Here is a 15095-nt window from a genome sequence, read left to right as displayed (position 1 = left end):
AAAGGGAGCACAGTTTGTCATGACTCGTGTTGTCTTTATTGACTGAGATCGTGCTAGCAAAATTTGGTATTCAGTTTTTTCGTTTTTTAAACGAAAAAGAGTTGCTTGTTTAGTCTGGGTGACTCTTTGTAGAACTTGGAAGACCGCATAGCAGCACAGTAGTCGAGCCTCCATGCCACGTTGTCTCTCCAGTAAGCCTTTCGCACTCCAGCTCGTTGGCGATCGCGACGGGTTAAATCGAGTAGCGGACGGTTAGAATCGCAAGACACGCTCAGATGATATCGATCTGCCATGAAAAGCAACCCAGCCAGCGCCTGCTCTAGTAAAACGCCATAGAGGTGAATGTGGCGAACCCCAGATGCGGCGATCGCAGGAATGCACTGATGTAGCGTTTCGTAGAAAGTAGGAAGCAGGCTTCTATACGTGCCCAGCTTTGCCCATCCGCCAAGCCCACACCAGTCATCTGCGTTGGCATATTCTAGTACGCGCAACACGCATCGGCGATACTGCTCGACATCAGTACCTTGGCAGCCAAGAATCAGGTGACGTGGTTTTAGATACTGGCGCTGGCTGGTGATGTATTGGGCTGCTTCTACAGTTAAATTTAGAGCTGTTTGTGCGTCTGGTTCCAATCGCCAAGACTTGAGCTGCAATGCTTTGGGAACGATGAAATCGTAAGAAGCGATCGCGTGACTAATCCAACCAGTTTTGAGTTTTTACTTGCTCTTGCTTCCCAGGTAAGCTGTCTAATTAATGCTTGCTCTGGGGTCAATCTTTGCTGCAAAGAAGTGCTGAAAGCTCCTGAATCGAGTAAACCAATCGCCGTAGCCGTTTGGGGATAATTTTTGTTGTAGGCAGCAGTAAAGCAACGGTGTCCGCCCAAGTCTTGTTTCTCGCCTTGCGTCCGAGCAGTTTGTCCGCCAATGTAAAGAGTGACGCTCATTTTTTACCTTTGATGCCTAAAAAAGTGTTAACTGCACTCCAGTGCTGTGATTTAGCAGTTGGGGTTCGACCACACAAAGAATTTCCTCCCGCTTTTTAGCAATTAGCTCCAGGTAATAGGAAGTAGAGTAAGGTTCTGAATTTGTCAGTCCCCTGCATCCCTGGTAAAAGGTGACAACATCGCCAGTATTACCCAGACATAGGAGCGTCTTTTCGCCTTTTCTAATCTTGCGCGTAATTTGTAACTGCTCGATGGGAAATTTGCCTCGCGCGATCGCCCCAGTTAATTTTTGGTAATAGCTTTCGGCGCTGTCTTTAGACTCCAAATAGTGAGTCAGGTATTGCAAAGGAAACTCTTTTTCTAGCTGCGAGCGATCGCGTTTGCGATACTGTCCTTTAGCTACGACTATCCCATCTGCTTGCCAGAGGATGTAATTCTTGACTCCGCGTTCGGGAACGAACATGGCTAATGCCAGCACTTCTAGCTCGATGTTGATGCCTTGGGGTAAAGCCGCTTGCAACGTTTCAAACACTTGTATCGGTTGGGGGTGGGAGAAGAAGATCCCATCTGTATCGCACTCTACTGGTACTCCCCCTTCTCGCTCGACGACATCAATCATGAAACGTAAGATCCGCCTGCCGTAAGCAGTGATGAGCGCAGCTGCTACAAAGTCGTTGAAACTAACCCCACAAGTGCCGTAAAACCCAAACAACGAGTTGATCAGCACCTTCAGCGCAGCTTCTGCTTGCTTTGCACTTGTATCTCCAGCTTTTCCTAATTGCTTGAGTTTGAGGCGCTCCTTAGTCAAGTATTCGAGAATGCTCAGTCCAATTCGTTGATTGTCCTTATCCGAGCAAATGCCGTATTTGAGCATAATGCTGGGATACAGGCTGGAAACATCAATCTTGGCAATGCTTTGGTGCAGTCCAGGGACGGAGAGTACCAAACCACCTTCAAAGTTTGCTTTTGGGTCGGCTAGCGGTTTTCTACCTGGATACTGGCTCTCTAATACCCGTTGCCATTTGGTAGCATTGCCAGCAAGTGCTAGTTGTTGCAAGTTCATTCCTGGGACTACTAGTGAGTCATTTGGTATGAGTGTTGCCATAAAAAGGATGGTCAATTAAAGTGAAGATACATAGTTTTTCAGGTTGTGATGACACGGCAAAAAAAAGCACCTTTGCGACCGTTAAGTGATGAAGAACAAACCGACTTGAAAAAACTGAGCCGTTCTCAATCCCAATCATCTGCTAGTGTCATGCGGGCCAAAGCGATTCTAGCCGTGGCTCTTGGGGCTGATTACACGAGTGCAGCGCAGTTAGTAGGATTACGCTGTGGTGATACGGTCAGCAAGTGGGTCAGTCGCTTCAATGTTGAAGGCTTAGCTGCCTTACAGCCTCGACATGGCGGTGGGGCAGTAGTGCAATACAGCGAACCAGAAAAACAACGCATCCTGTCCGAATTTCAGCGTCAACCAGAGCGGCAGAAAGAGGGCACGGCAACCTGGTCAGTAGCTACACTTCAACGGGCTTTGCGTCAGGCTCCTGATGGCTTAACCCAAATCAGTACTTATACAATTTGGCAGGTACTCAAAGAGGCGGGCTATAGCTGGCAAAAGAGCCGCAGTTGGTTAAAAACTGGACAGGTGAAGCGCATACGCAAAGGCAAGCTAGTAGTAGTAACTGACCCAGATACCGTGGCAAAAAAAAACTGATAGAACGCGCTTACACTCAGGGACAGAAGCTAGGCTTGAGTGTGTGGTGCGAAGACGAGGCGGGACCATTTGGCACTGCTCCTTACCCTGGTAGCAATTGGCAGCCAGTAGGTAAACCGACACGGCAAGAACATGAATATATCCGTAATGGCACAGCCAAGCTGTTAACGCTATTCCATCCCGCTACTGGGCAAGTACGAGTTAAGGGTGTTACCAGTTGTACCAATGCTGTGTTGCACGAATGGCTCAAGCAAGAATTAGCTAGTGTTGTACAATCACTGCCAACTCCAGCTCGATTACTCAAGCCTGAAGAAAATCAACGGTTATGGAAAAGTTGGCAGCAGGGGTTGAAAGTACGCTTTACACTCCCACACGACTTACCGCCACTGCGAATGTTGCTAGTGATGGATAACTTGGTCGGACATAAAACTCCCCAGTTGGTATTGTGGCTGTGTGCTCATGGCATCATGCCGCTCTACACACCTCTTGGCGGTAGCTGGCTGAATATGGCTGAGTCGATTCAACGAATTCTCAAACGCCGAGCTCTAGAGGGGCATCATCCGCAAACAGCCTATCAAATTATTGAGTGGTTGGAAGCAACTGCTTTTGGATGGAACCAACAACCAACGCCGTTTGTCTGGGCAGGATTACGAGCGCAACGTCGAGACAGAGCGCGTCAAAGATTTCACTCTCTTGGTGGTTCTGGTGCCTGTACGCATCGTCCTCTTCGGCGGACAACTATTGCCAAAAATAATGGCAACACTCATACCAAATGACCCACTAGCGACTCGTAGTAATACGAAAGTACTAATCGCTCGGCAATTAGCTTAGTATCCTCCAAGTCGTATGTGAGGTATTCCTCTATCTTCTGCCATCCAACAGAACTAGCACCTTGCTGCCAGCAGTCCTGAATTTCCTGATGGCTCAAAACCAGCCTGGCAGATTCCCTCAGTCCCAGATCTAGTACGGTAGTCTTGAGCGAACGAGACTGTGACAGCTTTTTAGCAACAAAGTCCCACCGCAGCAAGCAAATATAAACGTCAACGTGCTGGCTATTTTCAACAAAGACTTCGCGGATTTCTAGCGGCTTACCAAAGACTTGTGCCGTCCTAATAACTCTAGTTTCGGCGGCAGCTCGAAATGGGTGAGGTATATTGTAGAGATCGCATCTGGTGATGATAAACGGTAGATCGAATGCCGTACCGTTAAACGTATAAACGACATCAAATGAATTTTGCTGCCAGTAAGCAATGAATTGTTGCAGCAGTTTTGTTTCGGACTCATCCATGAAGACAAACCGTTCTCGTGCGCTTAAACATCCAATAGCAAAGATGCGATCGCTTTGGGGATTTAGTCCGGCGGTTTCAATATCGAGGATGAGTTTTGTTAACTCATTATAAGGTTTAACGGTAGCAATAGGTTTCCATAGAGGACGAGCGGTTATATCTGTATAGAAGATATCTAGTTTGTCTGATTCTACAACGATTTTTTGCTCGAATTTTTGAATAAAATTGCGATGATTGTAGGCTGTACTCATAGAGATATTGCCCCTGAATTAGGGGCATAATCGATCGTCTAAGATAAATTTGTTAGTGCGAAACTTTTTGATTTTCCACGAGTGTCACCCAAGCTGTAGCTTTTTTGCCATTAATTGGTTGTAGCGTATTCCACTGTTTTTGCAGCTCTTCTAAGCCCAAATGCGGTAGCTGCTGCTGTCCCCAAGCGAGTGCATCAGTGGGCGTTTTCCAATTTATCCAAGGTGGCGCATTAACAACTGGAGTTACGACAGTGCTATCAGTGTTAGCAGACTTTTTGGCATTTGGTAGCAGTCCTAAAACGATAATTTCTAACCATAACTGCGGTTGACTTGAGAGTTTCACTTGGACTTCACTAGCTTTGAGGTGTTGTTGTGCCTGTAGAATAGCCGACTTTTCCCAAGTCTGGGCAATTTTGCACAACTCCTGCCAAGTATCTGCTGTCAGTCCTACCATATCGCCCCTGTCTGGCGCGGTTTTGGCAATCAGTAAGTCGCGATAGAAACTGGCGAGGCTTTGCAGGATTGCTAGCGGTTCTTTGCCGTATTCCAATAAATCTCTCAAAACCCGCAGTACGGTATTATCGTCATTGCGAGCGATCGCCTCCAACAGCGTCAGTAATTCATGTTCTGGCACTGCACCTGCGACTTCCCAAACCCAGTTAGGAGTAATAGTCGTGGAGAGCAGGCTAAGTTGGTCGAGCAAGCATTGGGCATCGCGCAAACACCCAGAAGATAGCTGTGCTACTAATCCAATTGCTGCTGGGGTGATGTCAATTGATTCTCGAGCGGCGATCGCGCTTAAGTGTTGCACCATTGCTTCTATGCCAACCCGCTTGAAGTCGAACCGCAGGCAACGCGAAGCAATCGTCGCAGGGACTTTGTGAACCTCGGTGGTGCAAAGGACAAAGACGACGCGAAAGGGCGGTTCTTCCAAGGTTTTGAGTAAGGCTTGAAATGCCTGATTGCTCAGCGAGTGACATTCATCGATGCAGTACACTTTGTAGCGGCACTCAATTGGCGCTAGTTGGCAGCGTTCGATCGTCTCCCGAATATTTTCTACACTGGAATTGCTAGCAGCGTCGATTTCAACGACATCGAGCGCCGAGGAACTGGCAATTGCCTTGCAGGAGTTGCATTGACCGCAAGGCGAAGGCATAGGGGAATCCGAGTTTTGACAGTTGAGAGACTTGGCTAGGATGCGAGCGCTGGAAGTTTTGCCCGTACCCCTTGGACCAGTGAATAAGTAAGCAGGGGCAATGCGTCCCGAATTAACCGCGTTGGTCAGCGTCGTAGCAACGGCTTGCTGTCCTACTAACTGGGCAAAAGTCTGGGGTCGATATTTGTGGTGTAGCGGTTGGTATACCATGTGATTGAACTTTGGATACGACAAACCACCCGAAGCTCCTTGTATCTGGGACTTGGGGTGGGCAGATACAATATGGGTTAAAGGGTAAAGGTTAAAGGGGAATGGCACGTGCGAGTCACGAGCGATCCGATTAAAACCCTTGAAATCCTACTTTCCAGTTGTTTTTGCGGACATTTTCCTCCCGCCTCAACTGTCGCTATACCCATCGGAGGGAAGAACATTTCTACTGCTAATTTTGCTGCAATATAGATTGACGTTTGACTACTCAAGATCGGGGCAAGCAATTGGCGATCGAAGCTGTAATTTTCGACATTGACGGCACGTTGGTTGATACTGTTGACTTTCACGCGCAGTCGTGGAAAAGAACCTTCCAGCACTTTGGTCGTCAGATTCCCTACGAGCAGATCCGCGCTCAAATCGGTAAAGGCAGTGACAAGTTAATGCCAGTTTTTTTCTCAGTTGAAGAACTCAATCGAGTGGATGACGATCGAAGCCCCACTAAAGGCGAACGTATGCGAGATTACCGCCGAGAACTGTACAAGCGCGAATATCATCCCCGCATCAAAGCTTTTCCTCAAGTACGTGATTTGTTTTTACGAATCAAAGCAGATGGCAAACGCATTGCTCTAGCTTCCTCGGCGACAAAGGACGATCTGGCAACTTATACACAGATCCTGAATGTTGAAGATCTCGTCGATGCTGCAACCACTACCACCGAGGTGAAATCGTCTAAGCCAGAGCCAGATATCTTCTTGTCCACGCTGGATAAATTAGGTGGTATTGCTCCCGCTCGCGTCATTGTTGTGGGCGATACACCCTATGATGCCGAAGCAGCAAGCAAGGCGAATCTACGCACGATTGGCGTACTCTCTGGTGGTTTTTCAGCAGAAAGCTTACGTCAAGCAGGTTGCATTGCCATTTACCAAGATGTAGCGGATCTGCTAGCACGCTACGATGAGTCTCCAATCAAGTAGTCTGGGTTTGATGCTGCATTTAAACGAGCGATCGCTTGAATGTTTCAGCCCGATGTTAGGCGCATTCAGGGAAAAATAGGCAGCAAGGGTTTGGGGAAGAACTTGCGTTTATTTAGTATTATTCTGCTATGCAGCTTGTAGTTTCTTCTTGCCAGTTTTGGATTTGAGCGATTCTGGTTGTTTTTGGGGTGTCAAGTTGTCGTTTTGTGCTACTGGCGCTTCTGTTGTCGGTGTCTGGGTTGGCGCATCAGCGGGCGGTTCTGAATTTTCCTGCATTCTGGGTGCCGATCGTGCTGTGGCAATTAGCTGCACTGGCATGACCATAACCATTTGGTTGATCGAGCTACCAAGCGGTTTAACGATAACGGGTCGCTCTGGCTTGTTTGCCTCGATCAGTACCTGCTCCGATGCAATAACTTTAATCGCATCGAGTAGATACTTGATGTTGAACCCAATTTCCAAATTGTCGCTAACGGCGTTTTCGATCTCGATCGCCAGTGCTTCAACCGCATCCCCTACATCTGGAGACTGGGCGGAAATAGTCGCGCATTGCCGTGCGGCATCAAAAGTCATTTTGACAACTTTATCTTTTTGTGAGGCAACAATGCTAGTGCGTTTTAAGGCACTGTCCAAGGCTTTCTTATCGATCTTAAAGCAGTACTGGAACTGAGTAGGAACCAGCGACGGGTAGTTGGGGTACTGTCCTTCCAACAGCCGCGAGGTGAGGCGCACGTTTTGCAGCTCGAAGACGGCAATCCCATTGCTAACGTTGATGGTGCAATTGTTTGGGACGCGATCCAAGATCCTTTCCAGATGAGCCAGCGTTTGGTAAGGAATTGTGGCTTCTACCGACCCTAATGCTGCGGTATTGTTCGATTCTATAGAATCGGAGGCGATCGCCAAGCGATGACCGTCAGTAGCTGCTGCTTCCCAATTGGCATCGCCAAATTTGAAGTACACTCCAGCAATGACTTGTTTAATCTCATCTCGACTAGCTGCGAATAAGGTGGCTTTGAGCGCCTGCTGTAACTTAGCTACAGAAAGCGTGACTGGCGTACCGCTCACTTCTGGCAGTGCCGGAAAGTCTTCAGGGTTGGCTGTTTGAAGCTGACACTTCCCTGTCGAATGCGTCAGGATGGCAACGCTGTCGTTGACCTCCAGTGTAATATCGCTTTTTGGTAAGTGTGCTACTACTTCTTCTAGCAATCTGGCAGGTAGAGCAATCGTACCTTCGCTTTCTACAATACAGTCGCATTGAGCGCGAATGCCCAAGCTCAAGTTAAAGGCGGTTACAGTTAGCTTTTGGGTTTCACTATTGCCATGTAGGACAAAGCTACTCAAAATTGGGTGAGTGGGTTTAGTGGGAATGGCATGACTGGCGATCGCCAGAATGCTTTCCAGTTGCGTTTGAGGAATTTTCAGTTTCATGTATTTGAATAAGTGTAGGAAATTCTCAAGGTGCTTGGGCAAAAGCGCCAAACACCTCGCACGCGATGCTCACTCCGTCGCGACTTGTGCTTCTATTTCCGTAGCGGCAGGTAGAGCCAAGGTTTCAGGACTGCCAGGAACAATTAATGGTTTATCCGGTTCTAGAGACTCCCAGACATATTGCTTCAGATTGGGATTGAAGCCCATGAAATAGCTGCGCCAATTTTCTAAAGTCGGACGCTCGTGTTCTACGACTCGACAGGCAAAGCTCTTTTGCTTATCACCAACTTGTTCGCGAGCAGTTTTAAAGCAGAAGACACCCAAGCTATAGAACAAGGAGTTTTTCTGCTTGGCTGGGATGCCGTTGACAATAGAATGGCAAGCATTGAGTTCTCGACAAAACTCCTGCCAGCGAATCGAGAAAGAGGCTTGGTTCGCACCTGTGGCTTTATACGAAAGTGGAATTTGGTGCAGTGGTTGGTTTTGCTTGTCTAACAGAAAGACTTGAAAATACTGGATGTTGCCAACATTTTCGTCTGCTTTCATTTCTTGAGTATACTTACCCAAAATAACCGTAGACTTTGATTCGTTGGATTGTTTGCGATCGAAACCCAAGACTGGTGTTTTCGGGCAGACGAGCATTCTGGGATTGGGAATTAAAATTCCTTGTTCTTCTGTACCCGTAGACTCAAATGTATAGGTGACGAGTTGGGATGCATCAAAATTTTCCCAACCCGCGATCGCCATTTGGTCTACTGAAACGAAGTAGCCGCACAACTTGGGAGTGCTACCTCTTAAAGCTTGAAGGCGCGGTAGTTTAGCATCGGGATCGAGATATTGAGGATTGCAAAACTCGTCTCTTTCGGTTACCTCAAATGTTGGGGTTTGAGATTGCTCGTCATTCGCTTGGGCTGTTTTGTTATCGCTCATTTTCAGTTATGGTTCTAGAATGATATGTCGGCTTCTGGACGCTCTTTGCCATTACCATTGCCGTTTATTGGCAGGAATGAAGAATGGGGACGAAGTAGTTCGAGTTCTTGGAGGACTTGTTTTTGCCTGGATTGAGCTAATTGTTGGTGGATATCCTGCAACTTTTGAATTAAATCTGAGAGTTTGTGCAGGCAGCCACTATCAAAACTGAGACTCAAACTTTCTCCATCGCCTGTAAAAATACAAGCATGGCGATCGCCGTTGTCATAGGAGCCGATGAAGGTCGTCTCTGTAATTTGAATTGTCTGCAATCGCGATATTTTCATGACTGATGCTGGAATAGTTAGAAGGGTTGCCGATAGCAATTGTTAGTAATGGATTGTTCTTACTTTTGGGCGCGTCAGCGCAGTTAGTAACGCTTGGGAGTAACTGAATTAAATTTGCGAACGATGTTCGTAGCATTGATCGTTTTCCATCCGGCTTGCTGGCACTGAGCAATGGCTACTTCTAATTGAGTACTAGTCTGCAAAAGTTTGTAGCGAACAAATCCTCCGTTAATCGGGTGAAGGTAAGTTTGCCAACCCCCATCAACTTGGACGTAGGTGATACGTTTATCAAGCGGCATTGCAGTCAAACTCTTCTCACGAACGTATTGCTAACTTCAGAATTAGTTCAGTTGTTGCATCCCAGACTTTGCACTCCCAATTGGTTGACAGTCTTTCTGCTCGTCTGACTATTGCGATAGTGCATAACTCTTTTTCTTCCAACCAGTGCTTGAACGCTAGTGCTTTTTCTTAATTGATAAATCCAAAGTAAGAAATTTGGCGTTTTCCTTGTGGATTGGTAATTGTAGCAACTGAATGTGAGAGAATATTGAAATGCCAACGATCGGGAGATAGTTCTATTCTGGTAACTGGAAGATGCATTAAATTTCGACTTCTGGGATTAATTCAAGATATTCATGAGCTGTTATCTCACCATCAAAAAGCCTTTGTAAATTTATTTTGGCTTCATCTATAGGCTGGTGAAATGAATATTCTGAATCGTCGATTAAATTACTAGGTAAGTTGGATAATGCCATCTCCAATCGCTGCTTGAAAGCATCGTATTTCTCTCGATCGTAAGAGAATCGCTCTAATGTAGGAGATTTACTCGAATCAAGAAAGCAGTAAATTAGAGATACGTTAATTGGTAATAGGCCTTCTGTTTCTGCCAGGAGAAATAATTGCAGTTGAGCTTCCCAACTATTTTCAAGTTGTCTCGATCGAGGAATATGGCGATCGCTCCTCCAGTTAACCGCAATCGCTTTTTCATCATTCAAGATGAGCAAGTCGTAATGGGCAATTATTAGCGCACCTTGAATCAGTTTTTGTCGCCAAGCATTCACTTGCTTCGTAAGATCGGGAACGCTCGCGATCGGGAGAACTCGGTCTACCCAATTGGCAATCTGAGGATAAGCTTGTAACAACGGTTTCACGGGTAATCCCAGGAGTAGTTTACCATTTGGCTTTTAATACGCTACAGTTGAAGAAAAGAGACATTTAAATCTGTGAGTCATGTCTGGGAGAGTCAAGCTCAAGATTAACGAGTCGGCAGAAACGCTCCTCACTCTTTTAAAGCAGCAAAAAAGTGCAAGTGGGAAGGAAAGAGTACAAGCACTGTATTTGCTCAAGACTAAGCAAGTGGAAACGGTGCAACATTTAGCAGTGGTATTGGGACGGAATCGAGTCACAGTACAAAGGTGGTTAAGTCAATATCGCCGTGGTGGGTTGAATCAGCTATTAGAAGTAGGCAAAAGTACGGGAAGAACACCATTAATTCCAGCAGAGGCGGTAGAACGTTTAAAACAAGAACTGAGTGAGCCAGAAGGGTTTTCCAGTTATCAGGAGGTCAAGCTATGGTTAGCAGCAGAGCTAGGGATACGCGTGAAGTATGACGTGGTACATAATCTAGTTCATGACAAGCTAAAAGCTGACTTGAAAGTAGCAAGATCAAAAAGTAGCGAGCAAGAGCCAAAGGCAGTAGAAAACTTTAAAAAAGAACTGCCTCAAAAGATAACAAGTGTAATCAAGGAGGTACAAAAGCAATCAAAAAAGTTTAAGAGAGTGCGGTACTGGTGTGAAGATGAAACTAGGCTGGGATTGAGGACAATTCAGAGACGGAGATTGACATTAAGAGGAGTCAAACCTGTAGGAAGCTTTCAATTTAGGCGAGAAAAATAGTATGTGTATGGTGTTGTAGAGCCTCAAAGTGGAGAAAACTTTTTTCGGGAAATTTCCCATTTAGACACCCAGTGCTTTCAGGAATTTCTAAATGATTTTAGGCGAGCTTATCCTGAAGATTTAGATATTATTCAGTTAGACAACGGCTCATTTCATCCTACCTCCAAACTCAAAGTTCCCGAAAATATCATCCTTCTGTTTCAGCCAGCCCACTGTCCAGAGCTTAATCCCATAGAAAGGCTTTGGGAACAGCTCAAAGGTTTTTTAGGTTGGGAGGTTATTGATAATTTAGATGCGCTCAAAATTAAAGTTAGACAGATTCTCACCTCGTTTAGTGAAAAAACTATTAAAGATTTGACTGGATGGAAGTATATTCTCAGGTCTTTAGAAGTCGCAAATATTTAACCAAATGGTATTGTTGCATGATTAAGCGAAATCTTTCAATCTCTTTTTGGTCTTCTACTAAATTGGTTGGTGTCAGGAAAAATTGCGGCTCAAACTGCTGAAACTTTTGAGAATCTGCTGCCAATAATTCCAGCATATTTGCGTCTAGTTGGAGCATACAGCGACCTATAAGCTTTGCCTCAAGGTCGCGTCAGCGAAGCACAGTTGTTATTTACTCTGCAAGTTGAGCGCGTCAATCCCGCTTCGTAACGAACTGCTTGAAAGTTTGAGGACAGTTGTAGAGAGATCGCGCAGTTCCCGCTTGGCTGTCGAAGTATGTAGCAAACCGTCGCAATCCTCCAGTCAAAGTTAGGGCTAGCAAGTAATCGCTGGCAAGTGCCGCCACTTGAGAGTTGACGAACAAGCTCTGGCGATCGCGGGCTTGAATTTCAGCACACGAGAGTTTTGTCGAATTTAACTCTTCTGGCAGTGCTACCAGCAGTTCTGGATGTTGCACCGTAGGGCTGGGTAGGTGAATGCAAAAGTTGGGGCTGTTTGGATTGTCAAAAGCTCGTTCCAGGCTGAATCGATTGGTGGAACCCAATAGCACTTGTCCAGAACTGGCAGAGGCATGATTGCCGCAGTCTAACCACCAGATCGAAGGCGGGCGATCGTTATAGTTTCGGTCGAGACACTTGCTCATCTCGGCTCTGGCGGCGGCATTGTCAACGCAACCGACAATAACTGTCAGTTGATTCCAGTAGCAGCCGATCGTGTCTTGGCAGAAGGGTTGGGTGGCGCTAGAGATTTTGCATCCCCAAGCTAAGCTGTACCTGGCTGCTAGCACCTGGGCTTTGAAAAGTCCAATTTCAGAGCTTTGGAAGTTTTGCCTGGGAATATTTTTGGCTTCTACTACATCGAAGTCCACTATCGTACAGGATGCGATTTTGGTAGTTTTTGACTCGATCTCTAACATCAGTCGAGCGATCGCCCCAATTATCCAGCCACCAGTCCCTCCAGCACCCACAACTACGAAATGGACGCGATCGCGATTTGCCAGCATCAAGGGTAAAGAGCGAGCGTAGGATAAATCCAAGTGCATGGTCGGACAAAATTCGATAATTCGTTTGGTAGCTGGAATACCCAACTGGCTGGAATTTGCCAAAAATGGTTGTAAATACCAACTCTCAGGTTAAGAGTCGGACGAGTGAAAATTTCTCCTAAAACTCCAAAAATTCTGAATTTGCCGGATTCTTCTATGTCGTCGATGGCGGAAAACCGAGGGTTCGTACTGTGATGGCTGTGAATTTCAATCAAAGCTGTTTCGTATGCCGTACCGAGGGGTGGAATCAAAGGTCGAACGCTACCCGATGTGGCTAGCTGCTTTGGAATGTCGAGTTGCCACTTGCCGTTAACAAACGAGAGATAAAACAAGATTTCTCGCTCGCCAACTGCTTGAGAACGGCGCAGCATTTCGAGCGCGAGATGCGTGGGGACGAGAGGATACTCTAACTGCACGTAGGGCGCGATTTTAGGTAGACCTGCGATCGCGCAGTTGCTAACAGGTATGCAAGCACTTAACCCCAAACGAGCGGCGCGGACAAATACACCATTGCCTGCTAGCCAGTATTCCATCATAGAAGCTGCCATGTCTGGGAGGATGGGACTGGTAGCAATGTTGTAGCCAATCAAAGGTTCGATCGTCATTGAATAATTTGCTCGACTGCGCTGGAGACAGTTTTATTTGAGAGTGGGACTAAATCTCGCCAGGGATGTTTCCTAGAGCCTTTGCGGTGCAGCGATCGCAGCCCCAATCGGACATCTCGACTATGTGCTTTGGATTTACCATGCACGACGTGGTCGTTAAAAGGGCTGCGCCAGAACAAGTCCCACGCTCGTACAATCCCCAACGGCGAACACTTGGGGGGAGAGTTGTCGCCAAAGCAGATAGAGCCATCTGACATGACATTTGGCAAGGGAGCGTGAAATAGTGCCAAATTGGGGTCGAAAGAGTTGCTTTTGACCGCCCAGATCCAGTATTTGAGATCGCAGCCGACAAACACAAATCCAGGCAGAGGTATAGAGATCGTTGCATCTGCGGTAAATCGCTCTAGCGCCAGCTGGTAGCGCCTGGGTGGATAAAACTGCACCAAAAACTCTCCTTTATAGCAATGTCCCCATCTCACGTTGTTGGATGTCAGCCAGCCTGAATCGACTGGTTCGTTGGCAAACGCTGCTTTTAAAGCTGCTGGCGAAACAAATTTGTAATTTGTGGCTCGATCTTCTTTCGTGACTAATAGGTATTGACCTGGCAAAAACAGCAGTTGTGCCAGAATATCTGCATCAACTGTTTTTGTAGCGACTGCAAGAGCGATCGCGCCAACATCGAGTTGGGGTAAGGCTGGAGTTGTTGCAGCGGGTAGAACTACTTGCGAGCCGAATTCCATAGTTTGACGGTTTCTTGTCTATGGATAACTGAAAATTCAATCCATTCCTCGAATTGCTGCTGTCGTAGCAGATATTGTTGAGCTACTTGCCACTCCCGTGCTAGCTCCAACAGCACTTCTTTTGTCCAAGGGTAAGACACGTAGGTTTCGTATGTAATATCTAACCAAATACAACCCGTACTGCGATCGAGCATCGAGATGGCATCGTATAGATAGGCTAGCGGTTCGACAGCAGAGCGCGACAGTTTTTCTAATTGCTCCCAATCGATTTCATCGCCTGTTGCTAGATGAGTCGGGGTAAATCCAAATAGTTCTTGCCATTGTTCCCTAGAGTAACCTTCCCCCACCAGCGATATCAGAAATTGTTCGCCTAAAGTTAAATCTTCTAGATCGACTTCCCACACGCTTGCTGTTTGGGGATAGATGGGAATTTCCGCAGATCGTTGAATGGAATCTTCCCAGTTATCCAATGGAAATAGGCGTTCGTTTACCAATCCAAGAAATTCCAGTTCGCGATCGCAATAAACTTCAGTCTGCGATCGCTGCAACAGGCTAGCTTTCGATCTCGCCCACTCTACGGGAAACAATTGTTTGTAAAGTGAAAGGAGGACGATTTTTTGGTTGAGTTCTTCGAGGTATAAATTCCCCTTGGTTGCAGTGAGAGGAATTTGGTAAGCTTTTAAACTTTCGACAGGTTTTGCTAATTGCAGAAGTTGCATCTAAACAATAACCGGAATTACTGAAGGAATTGGGGAAACTTGTTTCAAGTATTTGATGCTTTTTTCTACTTCAGATTCCCACTGTTCTCCTATAGCAATCGCGCTACTAATTTGGGGTTGCAATACCAGCAATTCTTCCAGGCTCAACCCATTGTGAATTTCTAAATGTTTGAGCTGCCAGCTTAGGGCTAGAGCGGGGTTTAGACTTGGTTCGCTTGCTCTCAGGTGATAGAGAGAATAACAGTTACCCTTAGTTCCCGCTCTTTTAACCATGCGAATGCGCGTTAGTCCGTCAACTTCCGAGCGCGAGATTTCGGCTGTAGCTGCTTCTGGATAGAACGGCGCGATCGCGCTACGAATTGTTTCATCAGTTGCTCCGACTTCATCTGTAAGGGAAATCTCTTGTCCTTCCAGCATGAGAATGTATGGCATAG

The 15095-nt window shown here is 46.5% G+C and carries 22 protein-coding genes; 5 read left to right on the top strand and 17 right to left on the bottom strand.

Annotation, left to right across the window (positions count from 1 at the left end; translation table 11 throughout):
* Positions 1-86: 86 nt before the first annotated feature.
* The 3 genes from N4J56_RS22970 to N4J56_RS22960 are packed head-to-tail and all read right to left on the bottom strand — an operon-like array spanning position 87 to position 2048.
* Complete coding sequence (locus tag N4J56_RS22970; protein ID WP_317108556.1) at positions 87-653, bottom strand: hypothetical protein; 567 nt, start codon at positions 651-653, stop codon at positions 87-89.
* A complete protein-coding gene (locus N4J56_RS22965; RefSeq protein ID WP_317108555.1) occupies positions 605-943 on the bottom strand; it encodes a hypothetical protein in 339 nt (112 codons plus the stop codon). Before N4J56_RS22965 ends, N4J56_RS22970 begins: the two co-directional genes overlap by 49 nt.
* Before the next feature lie 16 nt (positions 944-959).
* Entirely contained in the window at positions 960-2048 is a 1089-nt protein-coding gene (locus N4J56_RS22960; RefSeq protein WP_317108554.1) for a DNA polymerase domain-containing protein, read from the bottom strand.
* A 48-nt stretch (positions 2049-2096) separates the two neighbouring features.
* Between N4J56_RS22960 and N4J56_RS22955 the strand changes: the two genes are divergently transcribed.
* Both N4J56_RS22955 and N4J56_RS22950 read left to right on the top strand, forming a co-directional pair.
* Positions 2097-2654, top strand: coding sequence for a helix-turn-helix domain-containing protein (locus N4J56_RS22955; protein WP_317105833.1), 558 nt, complete (start codon positions 2097-2099; stop codon positions 2652-2654).
* Between the two features lie 41 nt (positions 2655-2695).
* Positions 2696-3430 carry a transposase gene (locus N4J56_RS22950; RefSeq protein ID WP_317105834.1) on the top strand — a complete coding sequence of 245 codons (735 nt, stop codon included), beginning with the start codon at positions 2696-2698 and terminating at the stop codon, positions 3428-3430.
* Here N4J56_RS22950 and N4J56_RS22945 read toward each other — a convergent pair.
* Complete coding sequence (locus N4J56_RS22945; RefSeq protein WP_317108553.1) at positions 3418-4191, bottom strand: ribonuclease H-like domain-containing protein; 774 nt, start codon at positions 4189-4191, stop codon at positions 3418-3420. The genes N4J56_RS22950 and N4J56_RS22945 overlap by 13 nt on opposite strands.
* 52 nt (positions 4192-4243) lie before the next feature.
* Positions 4244-5557: a DNA polymerase III subunit gamma/tau gene (locus N4J56_RS22940; RefSeq protein WP_317108552.1), complete on the bottom strand. Its 1314-nt coding sequence runs from the start codon at positions 5555-5557 to the stop codon at positions 4244-4246.
* Between the two features lie 257 nt (positions 5558-5814).
* Between N4J56_RS22940 and N4J56_RS22935 the strand changes: the two genes are divergently transcribed.
* Positions 5815-6531 carry an HAD family hydrolase gene (locus tag N4J56_RS22935; RefSeq protein WP_317108551.1) on the top strand — a complete coding sequence of 239 codons (717 nt, stop codon included), beginning with the start codon at positions 5815-5817 and terminating at the stop codon, positions 6529-6531.
* Between the two features lie 126 nt (positions 6532-6657).
* Here the strand turns inward: N4J56_RS22935 and dnaN are convergent, their stop codons facing one another.
* The 6 genes from dnaN to N4J56_RS22905 all read right to left on the bottom strand — a co-directional run bounded on the left by dnaN (position 6658) and on the right by N4J56_RS22905 (position 10366).
* The gene (gene dnaN / locus N4J56_RS22930) at positions 6658-7959 is read right to left on the bottom strand and encodes a DNA polymerase III subunit beta (RefSeq protein ID WP_317108550.1); all 1302 of its coding nucleotides are present in this window, start codon (positions 7957-7959) and stop codon (positions 6658-6660) included.
* 69 nt (positions 7960-8028) lie between these two features.
* Positions 8029-8889 (bottom strand): DUF5895 domain-containing protein, encoded by an 861-nt coding sequence (locus N4J56_RS22925; RefSeq protein WP_317108549.1) that lies wholly within the window; start codon positions 8887-8889, stop codon positions 8029-8031.
* A 14-nt stretch (positions 8890-8903) separates the two neighbouring features.
* Entirely contained in the window at positions 8904-9215 is a 312-nt protein-coding gene (locus tag N4J56_RS22920) for a hypothetical protein (protein ID WP_317108548.1), read from the bottom strand.
* Positions 9216-9298: 83 nt separating this feature from the next.
* Positions 9299-9514 (bottom strand): hypothetical protein, encoded by a 216-nt coding sequence (locus N4J56_RS22915; protein ID WP_317108547.1) that lies wholly within the window; start codon positions 9512-9514, stop codon positions 9299-9301.
* Between the two features lie 169 nt (positions 9515-9683).
* Complete coding sequence (locus tag N4J56_RS22910) at positions 9684-9815, bottom strand: hypothetical protein (RefSeq protein ID WP_317108546.1); 132 nt, start codon at positions 9813-9815, stop codon at positions 9684-9686.
* On the bottom strand, positions 9815-10366 hold the full coding sequence (locus N4J56_RS22905) for a hypothetical protein (protein ID WP_317108545.1): 552 nt from the start codon (positions 10364-10366) through the stop codon (positions 9815-9817). Before N4J56_RS22905 ends, N4J56_RS22910 begins: the two co-directional genes overlap by 1 nt.
* Positions 10367-10445: 79 nt before the next feature.
* Here N4J56_RS22905 and N4J56_RS22900 point away from each other — a divergent pair, with 79 nt between their 5' ends.
* Positions 10446-11111 (top strand): helix-turn-helix domain-containing protein, encoded by a 666-nt coding sequence (locus N4J56_RS22900; RefSeq protein WP_317108154.1) that lies wholly within the window; start codon positions 10446-10448, stop codon positions 11109-11111.
* 3 nt (positions 11112-11114) lie between these two features.
* Positions 11115-11516 (top strand): transposase, encoded by a 402-nt coding sequence (locus tag N4J56_RS22895; protein WP_317108155.1) that lies wholly within the window; start codon positions 11115-11117, stop codon positions 11514-11516.
* On the opposite strand, the gene N4J56_RS22890 is transcribed toward N4J56_RS22895, so the two are convergent.
* The 6 genes from N4J56_RS22890 to N4J56_RS22865 all read right to left on the bottom strand — a co-directional run bounded on the left by N4J56_RS22890 (position 11488) and on the right by N4J56_RS22865 (position 15093).
* Complete coding sequence (locus N4J56_RS22890) at positions 11488-11673, bottom strand: hypothetical protein (RefSeq protein ID WP_317108544.1); 186 nt, start codon at positions 11671-11673, stop codon at positions 11488-11490. The genes N4J56_RS22895 and N4J56_RS22890 overlap by 29 nt on opposite strands.
* Before the next feature lie 75 nt (positions 11674-11748).
* A complete protein-coding gene (locus N4J56_RS22885) occupies positions 11749-12597 on the bottom strand; it encodes a ThiF family adenylyltransferase (protein ID WP_410500570.1) in 849 nt (282 codons plus the stop codon).
* On the bottom strand, positions 12558-13202 hold the full coding sequence (locus N4J56_RS22880; RefSeq protein ID WP_317108541.1) for a hypothetical protein: 645 nt from the start codon (positions 13200-13202) through the stop codon (positions 12558-12560). The genes N4J56_RS22885 and N4J56_RS22880 overlap by 40 nt, the downstream gene beginning before the upstream one ends.
* Positions 13199-13942, bottom strand: a complete 744-nt coding sequence (locus tag N4J56_RS22875; RefSeq protein WP_317108540.1) for a hypothetical protein — start codon at positions 13940-13942, stop codon at positions 13199-13201. Before N4J56_RS22875 ends, N4J56_RS22880 begins: the two co-directional genes overlap by 4 nt.
* The gene (locus N4J56_RS22870; RefSeq protein ID WP_317108539.1) at positions 13921-14661 is read right to left on the bottom strand and encodes a hypothetical protein; all 741 of its coding nucleotides are present in this window, start codon (positions 14659-14661) and stop codon (positions 13921-13923) included. The genes N4J56_RS22875 and N4J56_RS22870 overlap by 22 nt, the downstream gene beginning before the upstream one ends.
* Positions 14662-15093, bottom strand: coding sequence for a hypothetical protein (locus N4J56_RS22865; protein WP_317108538.1), 432 nt, complete (start codon positions 15091-15093; stop codon positions 14662-14664).
* Between the last annotated feature and the right edge of the window lie 2 nt (positions 15094-15095).

This window comes from Chroococcidiopsis sp. SAG 2025, from assembly GCF_032860985.1.
Classification (GTDB): domain Bacteria; phylum Cyanobacteriota; class Cyanobacteriia; order Cyanobacteriales; family Chroococcidiopsidaceae; genus Chroococcidiopsis.
This window is presented reverse-complemented; position numbering and strand designations above follow the sequence as displayed.

Coding starts and splice junctions, on each gene's coding strand:
- N4J56_RS22915 (WP_317108547.1), bottom strand. CDS start 9,514: ATGCCGCTTGATAAACGTATCACCTACGTCCAAGTTGATGGGGGTTGG.
- N4J56_RS22870 (WP_317108539.1), bottom strand. CDS start 14,661: ATGCAACTTCTGCAATTAGCAAAACCTGTCGAAAGTTTAAAAGCTTAC.
- N4J56_RS22885 (WP_410500570.1), bottom strand. CDS start 12,597: ATGCACTTGGATTTATCCTACGCTCGCTCTTTACCCTTGATGCTGGCA.
- N4J56_RS22890 (WP_317108544.1), bottom strand. CDS start 11,673: ATGCTCCAACTAGACGCAAATATGCTGGAATTATTGGCAGCAGATTCT.
- N4J56_RS22945 (WP_317108553.1), bottom strand. CDS start 4,191: ATGAGTACAGCCTACAATCATCGCAATTTTATTCAAAAATTCGAGCAA.
- N4J56_RS22865 (WP_317108538.1), bottom strand. CDS start 15,093: ATGCCATACATTCTCATGCTGGAAGGACAAGAGATTTCCCTTACAGAT.
- dnaN (WP_317108550.1), bottom strand. CDS start 7,959: ATGAAACTGAAAATTCCTCAAACGCAACTGGAAAGCATTCTGGCGATC.
- N4J56_RS22960 (WP_317108554.1), bottom strand. CDS start 2,048: ATGGCAACACTCATACCAAATGACTCACTAGTAGTCCCAGGAATGAAC.
- N4J56_RS22880 (WP_317108541.1), bottom strand. CDS start 13,202: ATGACGATCGAACCTTTGATTGGCTACAACATTGCTACCAGTCCCATC.
- N4J56_RS22965 (WP_317108555.1), bottom strand. CDS start 943: ATGAGCGTCACTCTTTACATTGGCGGACAAACTGCTCGGACGCAAGGC.
- N4J56_RS22875 (WP_317108540.1), bottom strand. CDS start 13,942: ATGGAATTCGGCTCGCAAGTAGTTCTACCCGCTGCAACAACTCCAGCC.
- N4J56_RS22925 (WP_317108549.1), bottom strand. CDS start 8,889: ATGAGCGATAACAAAACAGCCCAAGCGAATGACGAGCAATCTCAAACC.
- N4J56_RS22920 (WP_317108548.1), bottom strand. CDS start 9,215: ATGAAAATATCGCGATTGCAGACAATTCAAATTACAGAGACGACCTTC.
- N4J56_RS22940 (WP_317108552.1), bottom strand. CDS start 5,557: ATGGTATACCAACCGCTACACCACAAATATCGACCCCAGACTTTTGCC.
- N4J56_RS22900 (WP_317108154.1), top strand. CDS start 10,446: ATGTCTGGGAGAGTCAAGCTCAAGATTAACGAGTCGGCAGAAACGCTC.
- N4J56_RS22910 (WP_317108546.1), bottom strand. CDS start 9,815: ATGCATCTTCCAGTTACCAGAATAGAACTATCTCCCGATCGTTGGCAT.
- N4J56_RS22955 (WP_317105833.1), top strand. CDS start 2,097: ATGACACGGCAAAAAAAAGCACCTTTGCGACCGTTAAGTGATGAAGAA.